The 19987-nt window shown below is 60.5% G+C and carries 20 protein-coding genes and 1 tRNA gene; 9 read left to right on the plus strand and 12 right to left on the minus strand.

Annotated elements, in window-relative coordinates; translation table 11 throughout:
• The first annotated feature begins 36 nt into the window (after positions 1–36).
• Positions 37–1314, plus strand: coding sequence for a phosphopyruvate hydratase (gene eno, locus IF204_RS06320; RefSeq protein WP_194095520.1), 1278 nt, complete (start codon positions 37–39; stop codon positions 1312–1314).
• A 63-nt stretch (positions 1315–1377) separates the two neighbouring features.
• Here the strand turns inward: eno and IF204_RS06325 are convergent, their stop codons facing one another.
• Positions 1378–2331: a calcium-binding protein gene (locus IF204_RS06325; RefSeq protein WP_194095521.1), complete on the minus strand. Its 954-nt coding sequence runs from the start codon at positions 2329–2331 to the stop codon at positions 1378–1380.
• A 161-nt stretch (positions 2332–2492) separates the two neighbouring features.
• The gene (locus tag IF204_RS06330) at positions 2493–3425 is read right to left on the minus strand and encodes a calcium-binding protein (protein ID WP_194095522.1); all 933 of its coding nucleotides are present in this window, start codon (positions 3423–3425) and stop codon (positions 2493–2495) included.
• A gap of 146 nt (positions 3426–3571) precedes the next feature.
• On the opposite strand from IF204_RS06330, the gene IF204_RS06335 reads away from it, so the two are divergent.
• Complete coding sequence (locus tag IF204_RS06335) at positions 3572–3994, plus strand: cupin domain-containing protein (RefSeq protein ID WP_194095523.1); 423 nt, start codon at positions 3572–3574, stop codon at positions 3992–3994.
• Between the two features lie 2 nt (positions 3995–3996).
• On the opposite strand, the gene IF204_RS06340 is transcribed toward IF204_RS06335, so the two are convergent.
• From IF204_RS06340 to iscR, 10 genes are all read right to left on the minus strand, one after another.
• Positions 3997–5832, minus strand: coding sequence for a methyl-accepting chemotaxis protein (locus IF204_RS06340; RefSeq protein ID WP_194095525.1), 1836 nt, complete (start codon positions 5830–5832; stop codon positions 3997–3999).
• Between the two features lie 169 nt (positions 5833–6001).
• Positions 6002–6078: transfer RNA gene (locus IF204_RS06345), tRNA-Arg, on the minus strand.
• A gap of 61 nt (positions 6079–6139) precedes the next feature.
• Positions 6140–7360, minus strand: a complete 1221-nt coding sequence (locus IF204_RS06350; protein ID WP_194095527.1) for a cysteine desulfurase — start codon at positions 7358–7360, stop codon at positions 6140–6142.
• 1 nt (position 7361) lies between these two features.
• Positions 7362–7844: a YIP1 family protein gene (locus IF204_RS06355; RefSeq protein WP_194095528.1), complete on the minus strand. Its 483-nt coding sequence runs from the start codon at positions 7842–7844 to the stop codon at positions 7362–7364.
• Positions 7841–9133, minus strand: coding sequence for a SufB/SufD family protein (locus IF204_RS06360; RefSeq protein WP_194095530.1), 1293 nt, complete (start codon positions 9131–9133; stop codon positions 7841–7843). The genes IF204_RS06355 and IF204_RS06360 overlap by 4 nt, the downstream gene beginning before the upstream one ends.
• Positions 9133–9888 (minus strand): Fe-S cluster assembly ATPase SufC, encoded by a 756-nt coding sequence (gene sufC / locus IF204_RS06365; RefSeq protein WP_194095532.1) that lies wholly within the window; start codon positions 9886–9888, stop codon positions 9133–9135. The genes IF204_RS06360 and sufC overlap by 1 nt, the downstream gene beginning before the upstream one ends.
• A 68-nt stretch (positions 9889–9956) precedes the next feature.
• Positions 9957–10268 (minus strand): YbjQ family protein, encoded by a 312-nt coding sequence (locus tag IF204_RS06370; RefSeq protein ID WP_194095534.1) that lies wholly within the window; start codon positions 10266–10268, stop codon positions 9957–9959.
• Positions 10265–11788, minus strand: a complete 1524-nt coding sequence (gene sufB / locus IF204_RS06375) for a Fe-S cluster assembly protein SufB (RefSeq protein ID WP_194095536.1) — start codon at positions 11786–11788, stop codon at positions 10265–10267. Before sufB ends, IF204_RS06370 begins: the two co-directional genes overlap by 4 nt.
• A gap of 14 nt (positions 11789–11802) precedes the next feature.
• Complete coding sequence (locus IF204_RS06380; RefSeq protein WP_194095538.1) at positions 11803–12846, minus strand: cysteine desulfurase family protein; 1044 nt, start codon at positions 12844–12846, stop codon at positions 11803–11805.
• Positions 12847–12937: 91 nt separating this feature from the next.
• The gene (iscR, locus tag IF204_RS06385; RefSeq protein WP_167638220.1) at positions 12938–13396 is read right to left on the minus strand and encodes a Fe-S cluster assembly transcriptional regulator IscR; all 459 of its coding nucleotides are present in this window, start codon (positions 13394–13396) and stop codon (positions 12938–12940) included.
• A gap of 166 nt (positions 13397–13562) precedes the next feature.
• Between iscR and IF204_RS06390 the strand changes: the two genes are divergently transcribed.
• The 7 genes from IF204_RS06390 to typA all read left to right on the plus strand — a co-directional run bounded on the left by IF204_RS06390 (position 13563) and on the right by typA (position 19905).
• Complete coding sequence (locus IF204_RS06390) at positions 13563–14216, plus strand: alpha/beta hydrolase (protein WP_167638219.1); 654 nt, start codon at positions 13563–13565, stop codon at positions 14214–14216.
• A gap of 3 nt (positions 14217–14219) precedes the next feature.
• Complete coding sequence (locus IF204_RS06395) at positions 14220–14444, plus strand: hypothetical protein (RefSeq protein ID WP_167638218.1); 225 nt, start codon at positions 14220–14222, stop codon at positions 14442–14444.
• Positions 14444–15607 (plus strand): HD domain-containing protein, encoded by a 1164-nt coding sequence (locus IF204_RS06400; protein ID WP_194095540.1) that lies wholly within the window; start codon positions 14444–14446, stop codon positions 15605–15607. Before IF204_RS06395 ends, IF204_RS06400 begins: the two co-directional genes overlap by 1 nt.
• Positions 15608–15696: 89 nt before the next feature.
• On the plus strand, positions 15697–16911 hold the full coding sequence (locus IF204_RS06405; RefSeq protein WP_167638216.1) for an NADP-dependent isocitrate dehydrogenase: 1215 nt from the start codon (positions 15697–15699) through the stop codon (positions 16909–16911).
• An 82-nt stretch (positions 16912–16993) separates the two neighbouring features.
• Positions 16994–17596 carry a YitT family protein gene (locus IF204_RS06410; RefSeq protein WP_194095542.1) on the plus strand — a complete coding sequence of 201 codons (603 nt, stop codon included), beginning with the start codon at positions 16994–16996 and terminating at the stop codon, positions 17594–17596.
• Between the two features lie 83 nt (positions 17597–17679).
• On the plus strand, positions 17680–18018 hold the full coding sequence (locus IF204_RS06415; protein WP_194095544.1) for a DMT family transporter: 339 nt from the start codon (positions 17680–17682) through the stop codon (positions 18016–18018).
• A 69-nt stretch (positions 18019–18087) separates the two neighbouring features.
• Positions 18088–19905 (plus strand): translational GTPase TypA, encoded by a 1818-nt coding sequence (typA, locus tag IF204_RS06420; protein ID WP_194095546.1) that lies wholly within the window; start codon positions 18088–18090, stop codon positions 19903–19905.
• Positions 19906–19987: the final 82 nt, after the last annotated feature.

The following is a 19987-nucleotide window of genomic DNA, read 5'->3' on the forward strand; positions in this document are numbered from 1 at the left end:
GAAACTTTATTTTATTGACCGACAAGGATACGTCTCATGAGCATCATCATCGACATCCACGCACGAGAAATCCTCGACAGCCGCGGTAACCCCACCGTCGAAGTCGACGTCACGCTCGAAGACGGCACCATGGGCCGCGCCGCCGTTCCGTCGGGCGCTTCGACCGGCGCACACGAAGCCGTCGAAAAGCGTGACGGCGACAAGTCGCGCTACCTCGGCAAAGGCGTTCTGGAAGCTGTTGCTGCCGTGAACGGCGAAATCGCAGAAGCTCTCGTCGGTTACGACGCGCTGGAGCAGGTCGAAATCGACAACGCGATGATCGAACTCGATGGCACCGCGAACAAGGGCCGCCTGGGCGCCAACGCGATCCTCGGCGTCTCGCTCGCCGTTGCCAAAGCCGCTGCCGAGTTTACCGGCCAGCCGCTCTACCGCTACATCGGCGGCACCTCGGCCCGCGTTCTGCCGGTTCCGATGATGAACATCATCAACGGCGGCGAACACGCCGACAACCCGATCGACATTCAGGAATTCATGATCATGCCGGTTTCGGCAACGAACGTGAAAGAAGCGATCCGCATGGGTTCGGAAGTCTTCCACACCCTGAAGAAAGAGCTGTCGGCTGCTGGCTACAACACCGGCATCGGTGACGAAGGCGGCTTCGCTCCGGCACTGGAATCGACCCGCAAGGCGCTCGACTTCATCCTGACCGCGATCGACAAAGCAGGCTACAAAGCCGGCGAAGATATCTTCCTCGCTCTCGACTGCGCATCGACCGAATACTACGTCGACGGCAAGTACGAAATGAAGGGCGAAGGCAAGTCGCTGACCTCGGAAGAGAACGCCGACTACCTCGCAGAGCTGTGCAACGACTACCCGATCATCTCGATCGAAGACGGCATGGCAGAAGACGACTGGGACGGCTGGAAGCTGCTCACCGACAAGATCGGCGAGAAGGTCCAGCTCGTTGGTGACGACCTCTTCGTAACCAACCCTGCCCGTCTGGCTGACGGTATCGAAAAGGGCGTTGCCAACTCGATGCTCGTCAAAGTGAACCAGATCGGCTCGCTGACCGAGACCCTGAAGGCCGTCGATATGGCTCACCGTGCGCGCTACACCAACGTGATGTCGCACCGCTCGGGCGAAACCGAAGACGCGACCATCGCTGACCTCGCAGTTGCCACCAACTGCGGTCAGATCAAGACCGGCTCGCTGTCGCGTTCGGACCGTCTGGCCAAGTACAACCAGCTGATCCGCATCGAAGAACTGCTCGGCACCACTGCCGAATACGCAGGTACCTCGATCCTGAAGAAGTAATTTCGGGTCTCCCCGGAAAACGAAAAGCCCCGCGATTGCGGGGCTTTTTTGTTTTGCGGCCGTTTAGGCCAGAAGCCAGTCCGATGACCCTGCGCCGAAGTCGTCGACGTCCAGATCGGTCTTCAACACGATGAGCTGCATGTCGGATACGGCATCACCGTCCACATCGACATAGACAGTGGCGTGCTTGCCCTGATTGCTCCACCAGACCGAGTTCGCCGCCGCGCCGGTTTCCGAGATCAACAGCGTTTCGAAATCGTCGGTGGTGCTGTCACCGTCCATCCAGGTGAAGTCGAGCTTGTCCGTGCCGCTGTCGAACTGCTTGATCTTGTCAGCCTTCTTATTGTTGGCGCTGTCGCTGGTTTCCCAGAACACGAAGACGTCTTCATCCTGATCCCTGCCAGCGACCATCAGGTCCTTGCCGCCGCCGGAATAGAATACGTCAGCGCCCTTCCCGCCGTCCAGCTTGTCCTTGCCGCCGTCGCCCCAAAGCACGTCGTCGCCATTGCCGGACTTGATCTTGTCGTTGCCCTTGCCGCCGATCAGGAAGTCATCGCCGTTGCCGCTGGTAATCTTGTCGTTGCCGCCTGCGCCATAGAACAGGTTATCGCCGTACATCAGGCGGACGTTGTCGTTGCCTGCAAACACGCTTTCAAGGATCGCTTCGTCGTCATCAGTGGAGGGCGAGAGCATCGCGCCGATCAGCTCGGCAATGTCGATATCGAGGCCGTAGATGTAGCCCATGATAGCCGGTTCATCACCCGAGATGTCCGCTTCGATCAACGCAGTAATCGTGCCCGACTGCGGGATGTTCGAACTGTCGATGACGAAATTTTCGCCGCCGAACGCGACTGCCCAGTCGTAATCGTAGAAGGCCGCGGCGAAAGCATCGCTGACGTTATCGCCGCCCAGATCGAAGTTGTAATCGAGGAATGTCAGGAATTCGTCGGCATCGCCAAACGCTTCGAGCGAGAAGTCGGCGGGAAATTCAACGCCGGTGTAGACCACTTTGACCATCGGGTAGCTCCGTATTTTTCCGTTAGGTCAACTTTGCCAGACGGGCGCCGGAGATGCGCAGGGTCAAAGGGGCAGCGGAGGCTATCAAACGTATGCCAAAACGGCCTCTTCGTAGGGCGTGCGGCACAACTGAAACGGCGCGCTGCAGTCTTGTGCACTCTTCAGTTGTAGTCGAACAGGAAGTCGCCCTCGACAATGTCCTGCTTGAAAACCTTGATCTTCAGATCGGCCGAGGCGTCCCCGTCGACATCCGCATAGACCCACGCGTGCTTGCCTGAATTGTCGACCCAGAGCGCATTGGCTGCCGCCACGTCCGAGAACACCAGCGCATCGAAGTCATTAGTGTCGGTGTCTCCATCCATGCCGCGAAAATCAAAGACGTCCTCGCCGTTGTCGAATTGTTTGACGCGGTCGAATTTGTTGCCAGTGCTTTCATTGGCGTTGCCATAGTGGACGGTGTCCCGATCCTGGTCATTGCCGAGCTTAATGGTGTCCTTGCCCTTGCTGCCGAAGAGGTGGTCAGCCCCCTTCCCGCCGTCGAGCTTGTCGTTGCCAAAGCCGCCGTCGAGCACATCGTCGCCGGCACTGGCAAATATCTTGTCATTGCCAACCCCGCCCATGAGGCTGTCGTCATAGCGGCCCGTCCTGATGGTATCGTTGCCCTTGTAGCCGTTCATATACACGCCGTCGAATTTCAGCGTGATCTGATCATCGCTCTCGAACAGCCCCATGAGGATGTCATATTCGTCGGTGTATTCGGGACTGTTCAAAGCCTGCACCAGAAGCGCGGTATCAATCGTAAAGTCCGAGAAACTGCCGACAGCGTTCAACGTATTTCCGTCCATCGGGCCCTCGACCAGCGCGGTGATGGTGCCCATTTGCATGACGCCGTTGCTGTCGGTGACGAAGTTGTAGCCGCCAAAGGCGATGCCCCAGTCGCTATCATCATAGGTCACGACCACCCAGTCCTGCGCCGAGATACCCCCGATCGTCAGGTCCGACAGCAGATATGGCGTGAACAGATCACCATCGATCACGTCCGAAATGCTGGCGAACTGGTTGGCGTCGGTGTCCACATAATTGATGACTGTCATTGCAAGCTCCGGTGTCTTTTGGGCTCCAGTCTGGGCGAACGGGGCTTGGAAATGTACCGTGGCACAGGGCTGGCGCGGGTCTCATCGGTATGGTGAACCGCCTCGAAAGACTTGCCGAAGCGGCCCCGCCCCATCAGGATGCGGGCATGACCTCAGCATCCGACATCATCCGCAAACTCGACCTCAAGCCCCATCCCGAAGGCGGGCACTATCGTCAGACATGGATCGCTGACGGGGACGGACGCCCCGCTGGCACCTGCATCTTTTTCCTACTGGCCGCGGGCGAGCGCAGCCATTGGCACAAGGTCGATGCGGCAGAGATCTGGCACTACTACGCTGGCGCGCCGCTGCTGCTGCGAACCTCTACGACGGACGAAGGCCCCGCGATCACGCGCCGCCTTGGCCCCGACGTCATGGCCGGTGAAGCGCCGCAGCTCATCGTCGCGCCGCATGAATGGCAAGCCGCCGAAAGCACCGGCGACTGGACGCTGGTCGGCTGCACCGTCTCGCCCGCGTTCCAATTCGAGGGCTTCGTCCTCGCCCCCGACGGGTTCGACATCCCCGAATAGCGTTACTGCGCCGCGATGTTCGCCGCCGTCTCGTCGGCAATCTGACCCGCCGCGCTTTCGACGTCGTGGATCGCAGTGAAGAGCTGGTTCATGTTCCGCATCTCGACGGCGCAAAGGTCGTTCAACTCGCTGATCCGCTGCGCGATCTTTTGTGCATCGTCGGACGACGACCGCAGTGCGTGGGCGCTATCCTCGACCACCTTCACGCTGTTTTCCACCTGTCCGAGCGCCAGCTGGATCAGCTCGTCAATCTCGCCCGCAGCTTTGGTGGCGCGCGCCGCAAGCTGCTGGACCTCGCCCGCAACAACCGTAAAGCCCTTGCCCGCGCTCCCTGCCCGCGCCGCTTCGATCCGCGCGTTAATGGCAACGAGGTGCGTTTGAAACGCGATCTCTTCGATGTCCTTCACAAACCGGCCCATATCAAGCGTCGAGGCCGCAATTTCCTTCATCCGCACGTTTGCCGCATCAACGACATTGCCGCCTTTGCTGGTCGTATCGCGGATATGCGCGGAGTCCTCGGCTGCGGCATGAAGCGAGTTCTGTACCTTTTTGACGGTCTCGAGGATCGTGTTGGTCTGTTCTGTCAACTTCACCATCTGGTCGGAGATGTGGACCGAGCGCGTCTGCGTCCGCTCATAAAGCTCGTTCGTATCGGACAGCTCACGGCTGCGCTGCTCCAGAATGCGCTGCGTTTTCGCCTTTTGCGCAGCAACCTCGGCCTGCGCTTCCTCCAGCGCGTCGATCATGATGGAAATCTCGTTCTTGCCGCGCGCGGGGTAGCGGAATGTTCCGTCGTGCACGCCCTCTTTCGCAGCCCGTGCGGTTATGGCGAAAACCGACAGGAACCCATTGACGATCAATCCGACCAGCACAGCGAACACGGCGAAGCCGACAAACACCATGCCGAACTGAACATAAATCGTTCGCAGCCGCGCGCTGGACAGTGCCTCCGCACTGCTCGCCAACTCTCCAAGAGCGATATCCTGAATGCTGATGAGCCGTCCCAGCTGTTCGAGCCCAAGCGACAGCACCTGCACCACGCTGCCCGTATCGACCTCTCCACCATCAACAGTGCCGCGTCGAAACGCCTCGCTGAATGCGGTGTCGACCTCAAGGAATTCAGCGACGATATCGGCATAGAGAACATCGTCCTCCAGCGGCGCGATTATGCTCTTGATATAGGTGCCATAGCGGATCAAGGCGCTCGCGTTCACCTCGGTTCGGTCCACACTGGCGAGGATGTTGATCTCCTGAATAATCAGGTTCTTGTACTCGCGGATGGCCTGCGAGACCTCGCGCACACGCTCGAATTCAGCGTGGAGGTCACCGCTCGGACCGACAAACAAGCGCGATTGCAGCTTGCGGTATTCATCGAAGAAAGCAGAAAAGTCCGCTTCGACTTCAAGCGCTTGGAAGTCCTCACGCCGCGCCTGCTCGCGAATGGCGGGGATCGTGCGGGCAAACTCGACTATATTGCCGAACTCGTCCAGCACACCAAGCTCCTCGTACTCCGGTCCGAATTCCAGCAACTCGGCCTCGGCCACGGCGGTATCCGTGCCGGACTGCTGCGCAGCCAGAATAGCGCCCGCTTCAGGCAACCGTGTCACCACGTAGGCGAAACCCGCGATGTATTCGATTTCCGCCTTGTTCACGACCTCCCGCGCCGCCTCCAGCACCACAAGCCGCCGCGCCGCATCCTGCGCGTTCACATAATCGCGGTAATGGTTCGACAGATCATGAAAACTGACCCACGCGATCCACGCAAACAAAGGTCCGATGACCAGCGCCGCAAGCCGACGGATGGGCAGTTTGGTAACAAGAGCTTGAGACAATTTCATGAGCACGTTCCATGGTTCCGCCCAGGCAGAAACGGCACGGATACCGCCCTCTTTATCGCGCAAGGGTATAGGACAAGGCGATCAAATTAGACCCGAGGTGTCCGACACGCACCGTAGCGTGTGCGTGTATCGCAAAACGTGTCAGCGACTGGTGAGATTTGAGGGGAAATGGCGCACCCAACAGGATTCGAACCTGTGGCCTTCGCCTTCGGAGGGCGACGCTCTATCCAGCTGAGCTATGGGTGCTTTTTTCCAAGTGGCCTACGGGAACCTATAGCTTCGCAGCTATAGGCCCGCAATGGCAAAATCAGGCGAAGAGTTCGTGGCAGAGCTCAAGCGCGTCGACGAGTTTGTCGACCTCTTCGCGGGTGTTGTACATGCCGAAGGATGCGCGGCAGGACGCGTTGATGCCGAGGTGATCCATCAGCGGCATGGCGCAGTGGCTACCGGCACGGACGGCGACGCCTTTTTTGTCCAGCACGGTCGAGATGTCATGCGGATGGCCCGCGCCGTCGATGGTGAACGAGAAGATCGCGGCCTTGTCGTCCGGATTACCTTGGAGGTTCAACCAGTTGAGACCACGAAGTTTTTCGTCCGCGTAGGTGCGCAGATCGTGCTCGTGACGGGCAACGTTCTCCATCCCTATGTTCATCAGGTAATCGAGCGCCACGCCCATGCCGATGGTCTGTACGATCCCGGGGGTGCCGGCCTCGAACTTCATCGGGGCGTCGTTGTAGGACACCTCGTCACGGCCGACTTCGCGGATCATATCGCCGCCGCCCATGAAGGGGCGCATCTCGGCCATCCGCTCTTTGGCGATGAACATCGCGCCGGAGCCCGACGGGCCGTAGAGTTTATGGCCCGTGATCGCGAAGAAATCGCAACCGATGTCCTGCACGTCGACGGGCATGTGGACCGAGCTTTGCGAGCCATCGACGAGGACCGGAACGCCCTTTGCGCGAGCACCGGCGCAGATGGTTTTCACATCCACGATCGTGCCCAGCACGTTCGAACAGTGCGTGACCGCGATCAGCTTGGTCTTCGGGCCGATCGCGTCCAGAACGGCCTGCGGATCGAGGTTGCCATTCGCATCCGGCTCGACCCATTTCAGCACCACGCCCTGACGTTCGCGGAGGAAGTGCCACGGCACGATGTTGGCGTGGTGTTCGAGGACCGACAGCAGGATCTCGTCGCCGGCTTCAAAGCGCGGCGCGGCCCACGCGTAGGAAATCAGGTTGATCCCCTCGGTGGTGCCGGAGGTGAAGACGATCTCGTCCTCGCTCGGCGCGTTGATGAACTTGCGGACGATGTCGCGGGTGCTCTCGTATTTCTCGGTCGCGAGGTTCGACAGGAAATGCAGGCCGCGGTGGACGTTGGAATATTCCTCGGCGTAGCCACGGGTGATCGCGTCGATCACTACCTGCGGCTTTTGCGCAGACGCGCCGTTGTCGAGGTAGACAAGCGGCTTGCCGTTCACCTCTCGCTTGAGGATCGGGAAATCGGCGCGGATTGCATTTACGTCAAACATCTCAGGCCCCCTTTTCGGCCTCCGTCAAAGTCAGCAGCAGGATTACGGCAAATGCCGCGAGCCAGAGGCCACCGATAAAGTGGGTTCCCGGAACGGCGCCGTTCAGACCGAGCAGCAGCCCGTAGAACAGTCCGGCGGGCGACGTGGCGAGCAATGTCCAGAACATCGCGAGCCGCGCCGTAAAAAACGTGCCCTTACCGCCAAGAACCTTGGCAATGAGATGGGCAACAGCCGCAAGGCCGTAGAACAGCAGCGGCCAGATAAAGATCCAGCCGAGCAGGCTATAGGCCACAAGCTGGCTCATTTCTTCGCCGGTGATGTGGGCCTGACGGGCAAGCGCGGGCCATTGGGAAATGAAGACGATGAAACAGCCGCCCATCAGGAAGGCCAGTGCACGATCTTCGCGTTTTCCCATTGCGAGCAGTTTGCGCATCACCGCACGCGGCGCGCGCCACGTGCGGATCATGTCACGGCTCACGCTCATGCGCGGCGACGCTCCAGCCAAGCAGCCAGACGCTCGGTCAGTTCGGCAGCGAGGTCTTCGTTCTCGATCTCGGCGACCGCTTCGGCGAGGAACGACAGCGTCAGCAGGTCGGTCGCTTCCGTTTTGCTCACACCGCGCGAGCGCAGGTAGTAAAGAGCGGTCTCGTCAATCGCGCCAACGGTCGAGCCGTGCGAACATGCCACGTCGTCGGCGTAGATTTCCAGCTCGGGCTTGGCGAGGAAGTTGCTGTCATCATCGAGCAGCAGACCCTGCGAGATCTGATAACCGTCGGTCTTCTGGGCGCCTTCCTTCACGAGGATCTTGCCTTGGAACACGCCGGTCGCACCGTTGCGCAGCACCTTCTTGAACACCTGACGGCTTTCGCAGCGCTCGGCGTCGTGGGTGATGAAGACGGTGTCGTCGTGGTGGAAATCACGCCCATCACCGAGGCAGGCACCAGCCACATGCGCAATCGCATCGTCGCCGGTCAGCTCAATAACGGTCTCGTTGCGGGTGAGCACGCCGTTGACGGTCATGGTGAACGACTTGAACGCGGATTCAGAGCCGAGGCGGGCGAACAGACCCGTCACAGCACGGCGCTCGTGGTCACGGCCCTGCGCACGGATGTGGTGGAACGCGCCGGTGTCGGCCACGTCGACCTCGGTGACCTTGTTGAAACGGGCCGCAGCGGGGCCGTTTTCCAGCAGGGTGACCGAAGCGCCCTCTTCGACCTTCACAACGTGGTGGAGGATCGCGTCAGAGGTTTCGTTTTCGTGCAGGTACTGGATGTGGACCGGACGGCTGACGTTGCCGGTCGCGCGGATGACGATGCCATCGGTCGCGAACGCGGTGTTCAGCACGGCGAACGGACGCTCGACCGGAGTCTGGCCCGCAGTTTCGAGCTTGCCGTAGAGGTCTTTGACCCAGTGGATGTCGGCGGACATCGCGTCGGCGAGGCGCGCGATTTCCAGACCGTCCTGCGACAGATCAGAGGACTGCGCGGCATCGAACACACCGTCGACAAACACGATCTTCAGCGCGTCCGCACCCGCAAACAGCGGCGCTTCGTCGCCGTTGTCGAACACGGCAGCGGTGGGCGCCTCGGGAGCGACCAGCGACGCGGGGTTGGTGTAGCGCCAGTATTCGTCGCGCTTGATCGGCAGCCCCATCGCGGTCAGCCGGTTCAGCGCATCCTGACGCAGTTCGGTCGCCCAAGCAGCACCTTCCGGCAGCGTGAGAGCGGCCAGACGGGCCTCGGTCGCGTCAGCTTTGAGCTTCGGCAGCGCCATTACTGCACCTCCGCCAGAAGGTCTGCATAGCCGTTGTTTTCAACTTCGAGAGCCAGCTCCGGACCGCCCGACTTGATGATGCGGCCGTTTGCCATGATGTGCACGACGTCCGGTTTGATGTGGTCCAGAAGACGCTGGTAGTGCGTGATGACGAGGAACGAGCGACCTTCGTCGCGCAGTGCGTTCACGCCGTCGGACACCAGTTTCATCGCGTCAACGTCGAGGCCGGAGTCGGTCTCGTCAAGGATGCACATCTTCGGCTCCAGCATTGCCATCTGGAGGATCTCGTTCCGCTTCTTCTCACCGCCCGAGAAGCCGACGTTCACGGGACGCTTGAGCATGTCGGCGTCGATCTTGAGGGTCTTGGCCTTTTCGCGGACGATCTTGAGGAAATCGCCAGCGCTGTATTCCTCTTCGCCGCGTGCCTTGCGCTGTGCGTTCACAGCGGTGCGCAGGAAGGTCATGTTCCCAACGCCCGGAATTTCGACGGGGTACTGGAACGCGAGGAACAGGCCCGCCGCAGCGCGCTCTTCGGGCTCCATTTCCAGCAGATCAACGCCGTCGAGGGTCGCTGCGCCGTCGGTGACTTCGTAGCCGTCGCGGCCCGACAGAACGTAGGACATGGTCGACTTGCCCGAACCGTTCGGGCCCATGATGGCGTGAACTTCGCCAGCGCCGATCTTGAGGTCGACGCCCTTGAGGATCTGCTTGTCCTCTTCTTCAAGTTTGACGTGCAGGTTCTTGATTTCCAGCATTTAATTCTCCTAGCCGCCGGTGCGGCACATCGGCCCGAGGCCGTTCATTCCAAGCGCGAGACGCGCGATTAATCCAGCGAGACAGCGGTGCCCGAGGCCGAAACCATGAGCATCTGTCCGATAACTTCGTAGTCGAGATCGACACCAATCACCGCGTCAGCACCGCTCTCGGCCGCGCGGACTTCCATCTCGCGCAGGGCCGTTTCACGCGCATCTGCGAGCTTCGCCTCGTAAGCGCCCGAGCGCCCGCCGATCACGTCGGTGATCGAGGCGAAGATGTCCCGCACGACGTTTGCGCCCATGATGGCCTCGCCGGTGACGATACCGTGGTATCCCGTCACGCGGCGACCTTCGATGCTGTTGGTGGTGGTGACGATCATCCGACCGATCCTTCGAGCGAGATGGCAACCAGCTGCTGTGCTTCCATCGCGAATTCCATCGGCAGCGCCTGAAGCACTTCCTTACAGAACCCGTTCACCACGAGAGCCACGGCCTCTTCTTCGTCCATGCCGCGCTGGCGGCAGTAGAAGAGCTGGTCGTCGTCCACCTTCGAGGTGGTCGCTTCGTGTTCAACGCGCGAGGAGTTGTTCTTCACCTCGATATACGGAACCGTGTGGGCACCGCATTCCGAGCCGATGAGCAAGCTGTCGCACTGGGTGTAGTTGCGGCTATTCTTTGCCTTCGGGTGCATCGACACCAGACCACGGTAGGTGTTCTGCGCCTTACCGGCAGAGATACCCTTGGAGACAATGCGCGACTTGGTGTTCTTGCCAAGGTGCACCATCTTCGTGCCGGTGTCGGCCTGCTGCATGTTGTTGGCAATCGCGATCGAGTAGAACTCGCCCTGGCTGTCATCACCGCGCAGAATGCACGACGGGTATTTCCAGGTAACAGCCGAGCCGGTTTCAACCTGAGTCCACATCACTTTCGCACGGTCGCCGCGGCAGTCCGCGCGCTTGGTGACGAAGTTGTAGATGCCGCCCTTGCCGTTCTCGTCGCCCGGATACCAGTTCTGGACGGTCGAGTATTTTACTTCAGCGTCTTCCTCGACGATGATCTCGACCACAGCCGCGTGAAGCTGCGCGGTATCGCGCTGCGGCGCGGTACAGCCTTCGAGGTAGGACACATACGAGCCCTTATCCGCAATGATCAGCGTACGTTCGAACTGGCCGGTGTTTTCCGCGTTGATACGGAAATAAGTCGACAGTTCCATCGGGCAGCGAACGCCCGGCGGCACGTAGACGAACGAGCCGTCCGAGAACACAGCCGAGTTCAGCGTGGCATAGTAGTTGTCGGTCGCCGGAACGACGGAGCCGAGGTACTTCTTGACCAGTTCGGGATGCTCGCGGATCGCTTCGGAGATCGAGCAGAAGATTACGCCCGCCTTCTGAAGTTCCTTCTGGAAGGTCGTACCGACGGAAACGGAGTCGAACACCGCGTCCACAGCAACCTTGCGGTCGCCTTCCTTGTAGTCCTCGGCACCTTCGACGCCTGCGAGGATCATCTGCTCCTTGAGCGGAATACCGAGCTTTTCATAGGTCGCGAGCAGCTTGGGGTCGACCTCTTCGAGCGACTTGGGCTTTTCGACCATGCTCTTGGGACGCGCATAGTAGTACTGGTCTTGAAAATCGATCTTGGGATAATCGACCATCGCCCAAGTAGGCTCCTCCATGGTTTCCCAACGCTCGAAGGCCGACAGACGCCATTCGGTCATCCACTCCGGCTCTTCGTTCTTGTCCGAGATGAGACGCACGATATCGGGGTTCACACCCTTAGGCGCGTACTCCATCTCGATATCGGTTTCCCAACCGTATTTATATTTGCCCGAAAGCTTTGCAACGGCATCGACAGTTTCCTGATCGACCCCTTCCTTCACTTCGGTTCGGTCCAGTGCAGCCATGACCTTTCCCTTTCTTACGCGGCTTTTGCGCGCATCTTTTTATATCGATCAACCCAAGCGTCGGCGAAGGCCAACACATCGGCTTCAGTCGTTTCAATTCCCAGCGAAACTCGCGTCGCGCACGCGGCATCCGCTTCGTCAAATCCCATAGCGCGGAGCACTTTGCTCGCCTTCACCTTGCCGCTCGAACAGGCCGAGCCGGCAGAGATGGCGAACCCCGACAGGTCCATATTCATGACCTGCGTCTCGCCCTTCCAGCCGGGTGTCACATAGCAGGACGTGTTCGGCAACCGCTTGGCGGTCTTCCCCACAAAGATAGGTACGCCCGCGCCATCAGCAATGCGCTCTTCCATCAAATCGCGCAGCCTTGCGATCTCGTCCCAGCGGCCATCCGCCAGATCTTTCTGGGCAGCTTCGGCAGCGGCGGCAAAGCCTGCGATCCCGATGATATTCTCGGTACCCGCACGGCGTCCCATCTCCTGCCCACCGCCTTTCAGCTGCGCAGACAGATCATAGCCCTGCGGAATGACCAGCGCGCCAACACCCTTCGGCCCGCCCAGCTTGTGAGCCGATACGAACACCATGCCGACACCGGCCCATGCATAGGAAAACGGGATCTTCCCGAAGGCTTGCGTGATGTCCGACACCGCCAGCCCTTCCGGCAGGTCCTGAATGATACCCGTCTCCGAATTGGCAAGCTGCAACGTCGACCCGGCCGGATCGGTCACAGCCACAGCGCCATCTCCGTGCACATCGAGCGACGGCTCGACCCACGACAGCACAGCTTCGTGCTCGATTTCCGAGCCCAGCAAACCGCGCCCCGCGCAAGCCAGCGCAGCAGCTTCGGTGGAGCCGGAGACGAACACGATATCCGCGTTCCCAGCCCCCAAAGCCTCCGACACCTGACGGCGCGCTTTTTCCATCAGCGACTTTGCAGCGCGGCCCTCGGAATGCACCGAACTTGGATTGCCCGCGACATCCATCGCGGCAACCATTGCCTCGCGCGCCTCGGCCCGCAGCGGCGTCGTCGCATTATGATCAAGATAGACCCGCTTCACGCCGCCGCCCTTTTCACTTTGAAAAAAATACCTCGGGGGAGGCCGCCAACGGCGGACGGGGGCAGAGCCCCCACATATGCGGCGTCAAAAGTCACTCGTCGACCACTTCGAACAGCGACGGCACAGCCGGACACGGCGCAAGGCCGTTGCTTACTACATCGGACAGACGCGCCTGATGGAGGAACACATAGACATGCGCCGACAGACCTTCCCAAAGGCGGTTCGTCAGCGATTGCGCGCGGGTGCCGGAGTTCGCGCCGGATGCGCCAACGCCTTTGTGCATTGCACTTACGGTCTCGTCTACCGCAGCGAGAATATCGGCCACGCGGATGTCCGACGGCACCTTTGCCAGCTTGTAACCACCGCCCGGACCACGAACGGAATCCACCAGGCCCTCGCGGCGAAGCTTCACAAAAAGCTGCTCAAGGTACGGCAGAGAGATGTTCTGACGCTTGGAAATCTCCGCCAGCGTCACCAGCGAACCGGCGGGCTGCAAAGCGAGATCGGCAAGCGCGACAACGGCATAACGGCCTTTGGTGCTCAGTTTCATAGCTTTCAGACGGCTCCGATAAAGCGTTACAATATTGACGGATGCGGCTGACGTCATTACTTCGAGACCCAGCCCCGGCCCATCATGTAGGCCGGATTTAGAATCCTTCTAAGATGCCCGATGAATTTCGTCAAGAAATCCGGACACCAACTGCACAGGGACCCGAATGCCCGAAGTAATTTTCCCCGGCCCCGAAGGCCGGCTCGAAGGCCGTTACCACCCGCAGAAAGATCGTGACGCTCCGATCGCCATCGTTCTGCACCCGCACCCCCAGTTCGGCGGCTCGATGAACCAGCGCGTGGTCCACAAGCTGCACTACACGTTCTACAACATGGGCTTCACGGTTCTGCGGTTCAATTTCCGCGGCGTCGGTCGCAGTCAGGGTGAATACGATCAGGGCATCGGCGAGCTTTCGGATGCGGCATCGGCGCTGGACTATCTCCAGTCGATGAACACCGGCTCGAAGCACTGCTGGGTCGCCGGTTTCTCGTTCGGCGCATGGATCGGCATGCAGCTTCTGATGCGCCGTCCGGAAATCACCGGCTTCATCTCGGTCGCTCCGCCCGCGAACATGTATGACTTCTCGTTCCTCGCGCCCTGCCCGTCTTCGGGTCTGATCATCAACGGCAGCGCCGACCGCGTCGCGCCGCCGGCAGATACCGTCAGCCTCGTGAACAAGCTGCACGACCAGAAGGGCATCACCATCACCCACGAGGTTGTCGAGGGTGCGGGCCACTTCTTTGACGACGAACACCTCGAAACCATGAGCGATTCCGTCAAAGGTTACGTCCGTCGCCGCCTGACGGAGAATACGAGGTAATCCATGTCGCTCACCAACGAGCTCGCCGAAAAGCTTGCGCTTGATACCATCAACGCAGCCGACGCAATGGAAGACCCGAACCTCGTTCAGGACGTGTCCAATGTGCTGGGCGCGTCCTCGCAGACCACGCAGGAAGCGTTCATGACGGCTGTGCGCGTGATCAACTCAGAGCGCCGCGCACGCCGCTACCTCGAACAACGCATCGCAAAAGCGCGCGGCGACCAGTAATGGCCGCCGCATCCCGCATTGCCCGCCAGTTTGCCTTTCTCAACGAGGCAGACCGACTGAAAGGCGTGGACCGCGCCAACCTGATCCTCGATTGCAGCCGCGAAGAAAACAGTGCCGAACATAGCTGGCACCTGATGCTCTACGCGATGGTGTTCGGCGCGAACCAACCGCCCGAGGTCGACGTCGACCGCGCGATCCTGATGCTCATGCTGCATGATCTGGTCGAGATCGACGCAGGCGACCATCCGATCCATCTGGGCCACGATCCCGCCGTCGTCGCTGCCGCTGAACAAAAGGCCGCCGACCGTCTGTTCGGCATTCTGCCCGAAGACCAAGGCACGCACCTCCGCGCCGTCTGGGACGAATTTGAAGCCGGTGAGACGCCGACCGCTGCCTTCGCCCGCCGCTGCGACATTGCGCAACCGATGTTCCAGACGATCTGCGGCACAAGCCCTCGCCCCGACCACATCGAGATCGTGCGCAATAACATGTCCGGTGGCCGCGCCCGTCCCTTGGCCGAGCACTGGGCCGAGGCTTACGAACATGCCGCTGCTCTGCTTGACGGCGCGGAAAGCACCGCGACCGATGACTTCCTGAGCCAACTCGCCTTCGTCAACGAGGCCTGCCAGCTCAAGGGCGTCTACCGCGCCACTCGCCTGCACGACGGCAGCCGTCATGAGAACAGCGCGGAGCATAGCTGGCACAGTGCACTGCACATCTACATCCTCGCCGAGCATGCGACCCGCGAGATCAACGTTGAAAAAGCCGTGCGGATGCTGGTGCTCCATGATCTCGTTGAGATCGACGCGGGCGACAATCCGATCCACGGCAATGTCGACCACGCCGCGCAAGAGGCCGCCGAACTGGCCGCCGCTGACCGTTTATTCAACATCCTCCCCGACCCGCAGAACGCCGTATTCCGCGCCCTATGGGACGAATTCGAAGAAGCGACGAGCCCCGAAGCCCATTATGGCAAGGCTATCGACCGCACCTCGACCCCGCTGGCAAACCTCGCCAATGGCGGCGGAAGCTGGGTGGACTATAATGTGGGCTATGACCAACTGGTCGAACGTGTCGGAAAGCCGATCTCTCGCGGGGCGCCCGCGGTGTGGGAAGAGCTGGACCGGATGCTCAAGAGTTATCCGCTTTTCGCGGGCAGCTAAACTCGGTATACATTGGCATACAAAGTCTGGTCAAAGCCTTCGGGCCACGCTAGATACTCCTCATACTCACACATACACGGAGTCGCCTCATGACCAAGATCAAGGTGGAAAATCCGGTCGTCGAACTCGACGGCGATGAAATGACCCGCATCATCTGGGATTTCATCAAACAAAAGCTCATCCTCCCGTACCTCGACCTCGATCTGAAGTACTACGACCTCGGCATCGAAGTGCGTGACGAGACCGAAGACCAGATCACCATCGATGCGGCCAACGCGATCAAGGAATACGGTGTCGGCGTCAAATGCGCGACGATCACCCCTGATGAAGCGCGTGTCGAGGAATTCGGCCTCAAGAAGATGTGGCGCTCGCCCAACGGCACGATCCGCAACATCCTTGGCGGTGTTGTTTTCCGTCAGCCGATCATCTGCCGCAACGTCCCGCGCCTCGTTCCGGGTTGGACGCAGCCGATCGTTGTGGGCCGTCACGCATTCGGCGACCAGTACCGCGCGACCGACTTCCACTTCCCGTCGGCAGGTAAGCTGACCATGAAGTTTGTCGGCGAAGACGGCACCGAGATCGAGCGCGAAGTCTACAACGCGCCCTCCGCCGGCGTGTACATGGGCATGTATAACCTCGACGACTCCATCATCGACTTTGCCCGCGCATCGCTGAACTACGGGCTCGCGCTGAAATGGCCGGTGTACCTGTCGACCAAGAACACGATCCTCAAAGCCTACGACGGCCGCTTCAAGGACCTGTTCCAGAAGGTCTACGAGGAAGAGTTCGAAGAGAAATTCAAGGCCGCAGGCATCTGGTATGAACACCGCCTGATCGACGACATGGTCGCTTGCGCACTGAAATGGTCGGGCGGTTTCGTCTGGGCGTGTAAGAACTACGACGGCGACGTGCAGTCGGACACCGTGGCGCAGGGCTACGGCTCGCTGGGCTTGATGGCGTCGCAGCTGATGACCCCCGATGGCAAGATCGTGGAGGCCGAGGCCGCCCACGGCACCGTTACCCGCCACTACCGCAACCACCAGGCCGGCAAGGCAACCTCAACCAACTCGGTCGCGTCGATCTACGCATGGACCGGCGGTCTGAAGCACCGCGCAAAGCTCGACGGCAACGCGCAGTTGATGCGCTTTGCAGAAACGCTGGAGAAAGTCACCGTGCAGTGCGTCGAAGACGGCTGGATGACCAAAGACCTCGCCCTGCTGGTCGGTCCCGACCAGAAGTGGCTCACCACGATGGGCTTTCTCGAAAAGGTTGACGAGTACCTCAACAAAGCGCTCGTCGGGTAAAAAATATCAAGGGCGGCCTCGCGGTCGCCCTTTTCCTTTCCCATGCTTTTGGGTACGAAGTGCTGACCTAAAGAGGTGCATCATGACCGACCCCAAGAAGCATTCACTGATCGAAGACGCCCAAGGCATCGCCTTCGGAGTCATCCTTGCGTCCTTCGGCCTCCAGATCCTGACCTTCATGGGGTTCGTGACGGGCCAGACGGCAGGTCTTGCCCTGCTGATCTCCTACGTGACAGGATGGAGCTTCGGTGCGGTCTTCTTCGTCGTGAACATCCCGTTCTACTGGCTGGGCTACAAGCGCCTCGGCCCGACCTTCGTGATGAAGACGTTCCTGTCGGTCGCGCTGCTGTCGGTCCTCGTCAGCTTCATGCCGTCGATGATCGCGTTCGAGTTCATGGCCCCAATCCCTGCCGCCATCCTCTTCGGCCTCGTCACCGGCTCCGCGCTCATCGCCCTCTTCCGCCACGGCGGCAGCCTCGGCGGTATCGGCATCCTCGCGCTTTACCTGCAAGAGAAAACGGGCTTCCGCGCGGGCTGGACCCAGCTTCTGTTCGACGCCGCGCTCTTTGCCATCGCACTGACGATCCGCGACGTGCCGACCGTGTTCTACAGCTTCATCGGTGCGCTCGTCGTGAACCTCGTCATTGCAATCAACCACCGCAAAGACCGCTATATCGCCACCTGAGAGCGGTCTGTGCAGGCGTATCCGCTTGCCCGCTGCAGTGCGGAAATCTAGGCTGGCCGCAAATCAGAGTGACAGGTCCGGCCATGCCCACCCACATCATTGCCCTGCTCTTCGCCATCGTCGCGGAAACCATCGCGACGTCCGCGCTCAAGGCGTCGGACCAGTTCACCAAGATCGGCCCGACCGCCATCGTCGTGATCGGCTACGCTATCTCGTTCTACCTGCTGGCGTACGCCGTGCGTTTTATGCCAACCGGCATCGTCTATGCGATCTGGTCGGGGCTGGGTATCGTGCTGGTCGCGGTCATCAGTTGGCTCTGGTTCGGGCAGAAACTTGACCTTGGGGCAATCATCGGGCTGGGCCTGATCCTCGCCGGAATTGTCGTGATTAACCTGTTTTCGGACACAGCCAGCCACGGTTAGGCCCTTTAGGACTAGCCTTTGCTGCATTTGCACGGTATGGGCCAGCCAACTTCCGAAAAAGGCTGACCTATGGATATCCGTAATATCGCGATTATCGCGCACGTTGACCACGGCAAAACGACGCTGGTTGATGAACTCCTCAAGCAATCGGGTGCCTTCCGCGAAAACCAGGCCGTTGCAGAACGTGCCATGGATAGCAACGATATCGAACGTGAACGCGGGATCACCATTCTGGCAAAGGCGACTTCGGTCGAGTGGGGCACCACTCGCATCAACATCGTCGACACCCCCGGCCACGCCGACTTCGGCGGTGAAGTCGAACGCATCCTGAGCATGGTAGACGGCGTTGTCCTCCTCGTCGACGCTGCCGAAGGCCCGATGCCGCAGACCAAGTTCGTGACCTCGAAAGCGCTGGCCCTCGGCCTCAAGCCGATCGTCGTTCTGAACAAAGTCGACAAGCCGGACGCAGAGCCGGATCGCGCGCTCGACGAATGTTTCGACCTCTTCGCCAATCTCGGCGCTGACGACGAACAGCTGGACTTCCCGCACCTCTACGCTTCGGGCCGTTCGGGCTGGTGTGACGAGACCCTCGACGGTCCGCGCGAAAACCTCGACGCCCTGTTCAAGCTGGTCGTCAAGCACGTCCAGCCGCCGAAGCAGCAGGCGAACAAGGACGAGCCTTTCTCGATGATCGCCACCACGCTCGGCGCCGACCCGTTCATCGGTCGTCTGCTGACCGGCCGCGTCGAGACCGGCACCCTGAAAACCGGCGACACGCTCAAGGCGCTGTCGCGTGACGGCACCAAGATCGAACAGTTCCGCGCCACCAAGATCATGGCGTTCCGCGGTCTGTCGCAGCAGCCGATCGACGAAGCCGTTGCAGGCGACATCGTTTCGGTCGCAGGTATGTCGGTCGCTACCGTTGCAGACACCCTCTGCGATCCGTCGATCAACACCGCCCTGCCCGCACAGCCGATCGATCCGCCGACCATCTCGGTCCTCTTCGGCATCAACGACTCCCCGCTCGCAGGCCGTGACGGCAAGAAAGTCCAGTCGCGCGTCATCCGTGACCGCCTGATGAAAGAAGCCGAAACCAACGTCGCGATCAAAGTCGAAGACACTCCGGGCGGTGAAGCGTTCATCGTTTCGGGCCGCGGCGAACTCCAGATGGGCGTTCTGATCGAGAACATGCGCCGTGAGGGCTTCGAGCTGTCGATCTCGCGTCCGCAGGTGATCTTCCAGATGGAAGACGGCCAGCGTATGGAGCCGGTCGAAGAAGTCACCATCGACGTCGACGAAGAATACACCGGCTCGGTTGTCGAAAAGCTCACCGGCCCGCGCAAGGGTGATCTGGTCGAGATGAACCCCGGCGGCAACGGTAAGACCCGTATCGTCGCTCACGTTCCGTCGCGCGGCCTGATCGGCTACCACGGCGAATTCCTGACAGACACACGCGGTTCGGGCATCATGAACCGCATCTTCCACGGCTGGACCCCGCACAAGGGCCCGATCGCTGGCCGTCGTCAGGGCGTTCTGATCTCGATGGAAGACGGTACCGCCGTCGCCTACGCGCTGTGGAACCTCGAAGATCGCGGCAAGATGTTCATCAACCCGCAGGAACCGGTCTATCAGGGCATGATCATCGGCGAGCACAGCCGTGACAATGACCTCGAAGTAAACCCGCTGAAGGGTAAGAAGCTGACCAACGTCCGCGCCTCGGGCACCGACGAAGCCGTCCGCCTCACCCCGCCGACCGTCATGTCGCTGGAACAGGCCATCGCCTACATCGACGATGACGAACTGGTTGAAGTGACCCCGAACGCGGTCCGTCTGCGCAAGCGCCACCTCGACCCGCACGAGCGCAAGCGCCAAGCACGTTCGGCATAAAGAAAAACGGAAACGGGCCTTCGGGCCCGTTTTTGTTTGATATGAGTATGGGGGCGCTGCCCCCGCCTGCGGTGCAGGCTCC

It is taken from the genome of Marivivens aquimaris, assembly GCF_015220045.1.
GTDB lineage: Bacteria > Pseudomonadota > Alphaproteobacteria > Rhodobacterales > Rhodobacteraceae > Marivivens > Marivivens aquimaris.

Excerpts from the sequence above, each read along its gene's own strand:
- eno (WP_194095520.1), top strand. The coding sequence starts at position 37 with ATGAGCATCATCATCGACATCCACGCACGAGAAATCCTCGACAGCCGC.
- IF204_RS06325 (WP_194095521.1), bottom strand. The coding sequence starts at position 2,331 with ATGGTCAAAGTGGTCTACACCGGCGTTGAATTTCCCGCCGACTTCTCG.
- IF204_RS06330 (WP_194095522.1), bottom strand. The coding sequence starts at position 3,425 with ATGACAGTCATCAATTATGTGGACACCGACGCCAACCAGTTCGCCAGC.
- IF204_RS06335 (WP_194095523.1), top strand. The coding sequence starts at position 3,572 with ATGACCTCAGCATCCGACATCATCCGCAAACTCGACCTCAAGCCCCAT.
- IF204_RS06340 (WP_194095525.1), bottom strand. The coding sequence starts at position 5,832 with ATGAAATTGTCTCAAGCTCTTGTTACCAAACTGCCCATCCGTCGGCTT.
- IF204_RS06350 (WP_194095527.1), bottom strand. The coding sequence starts at position 7,360 with ATGTTTGACGTAAATGCAATCCGCGCCGATTTCCCGATCCTCAAGCGA.
- IF204_RS06355 (WP_194095528.1), bottom strand. The coding sequence starts at position 7,844 with ATGAGCGTGAGCCGTGACATGATCCGCACGTGGCGCGCGCCGCGTGCG.
- IF204_RS06360 (WP_194095530.1), bottom strand. The coding sequence starts at position 9,133 with ATGGCGCTGCCGAAGCTCAAAGCTGACGCGACCGAGGCCCGTCTGGCC.
- sufC (WP_194095532.1), bottom strand. The coding sequence starts at position 9,888 with ATGCTGGAAATCAAGAACCTGCACGTCAAACTTGAAGAAGAGGACAAG.
- IF204_RS06370 (WP_194095534.1), bottom strand. The coding sequence starts at position 10,268 with ATGATCGTCACCACCACCAACAGCATCGAAGGTCGCCGCGTGACGGGA.
- sufB (WP_194095536.1), bottom strand. The coding sequence starts at position 11,788 with ATGGCTGCACTGGACCGAACCGAAGTGAAGGAAGGGGTCGATCAGGAA.
- iscR (WP_167638220.1), bottom strand. The coding sequence starts at position 13,396 with ATGAAACTGAGCACCAAAGGCCGTTATGCCGTTGTCGCGCTTGCCGAT.
- IF204_RS06390 (WP_167638219.1), top strand. The coding sequence starts at position 13,563 with ATGCCCGAAGTAATTTTCCCCGGCCCCGAAGGCCGGCTCGAAGGCCGT.
- IF204_RS06395 (WP_167638218.1), top strand. The coding sequence starts at position 14,220 with ATGTCGCTCACCAACGAGCTCGCCGAAAAGCTTGCGCTTGATACCATC.
- IF204_RS06400 (WP_194095540.1), top strand. The coding sequence starts at position 14,444 with ATGGCCGCCGCATCCCGCATTGCCCGCCAGTTTGCCTTTCTCAACGAG.
- IF204_RS06405 (WP_167638216.1), top strand. The coding sequence starts at position 15,697 with ATGACCAAGATCAAGGTGGAAAATCCGGTCGTCGAACTCGACGGCGAT.
- IF204_RS06410 (WP_194095542.1), top strand. The coding sequence starts at position 16,994 with ATGACCGACCCCAAGAAGCATTCACTGATCGAAGACGCCCAAGGCATC.
- IF204_RS06415 (WP_194095544.1), top strand. The coding sequence starts at position 17,680 with ATGCCCACCCACATCATTGCCCTGCTCTTCGCCATCGTCGCGGAAACC.
- typA (WP_194095546.1), top strand. The coding sequence starts at position 18,088 with ATGGATATCCGTAATATCGCGATTATCGCGCACGTTGACCACGGCAAA.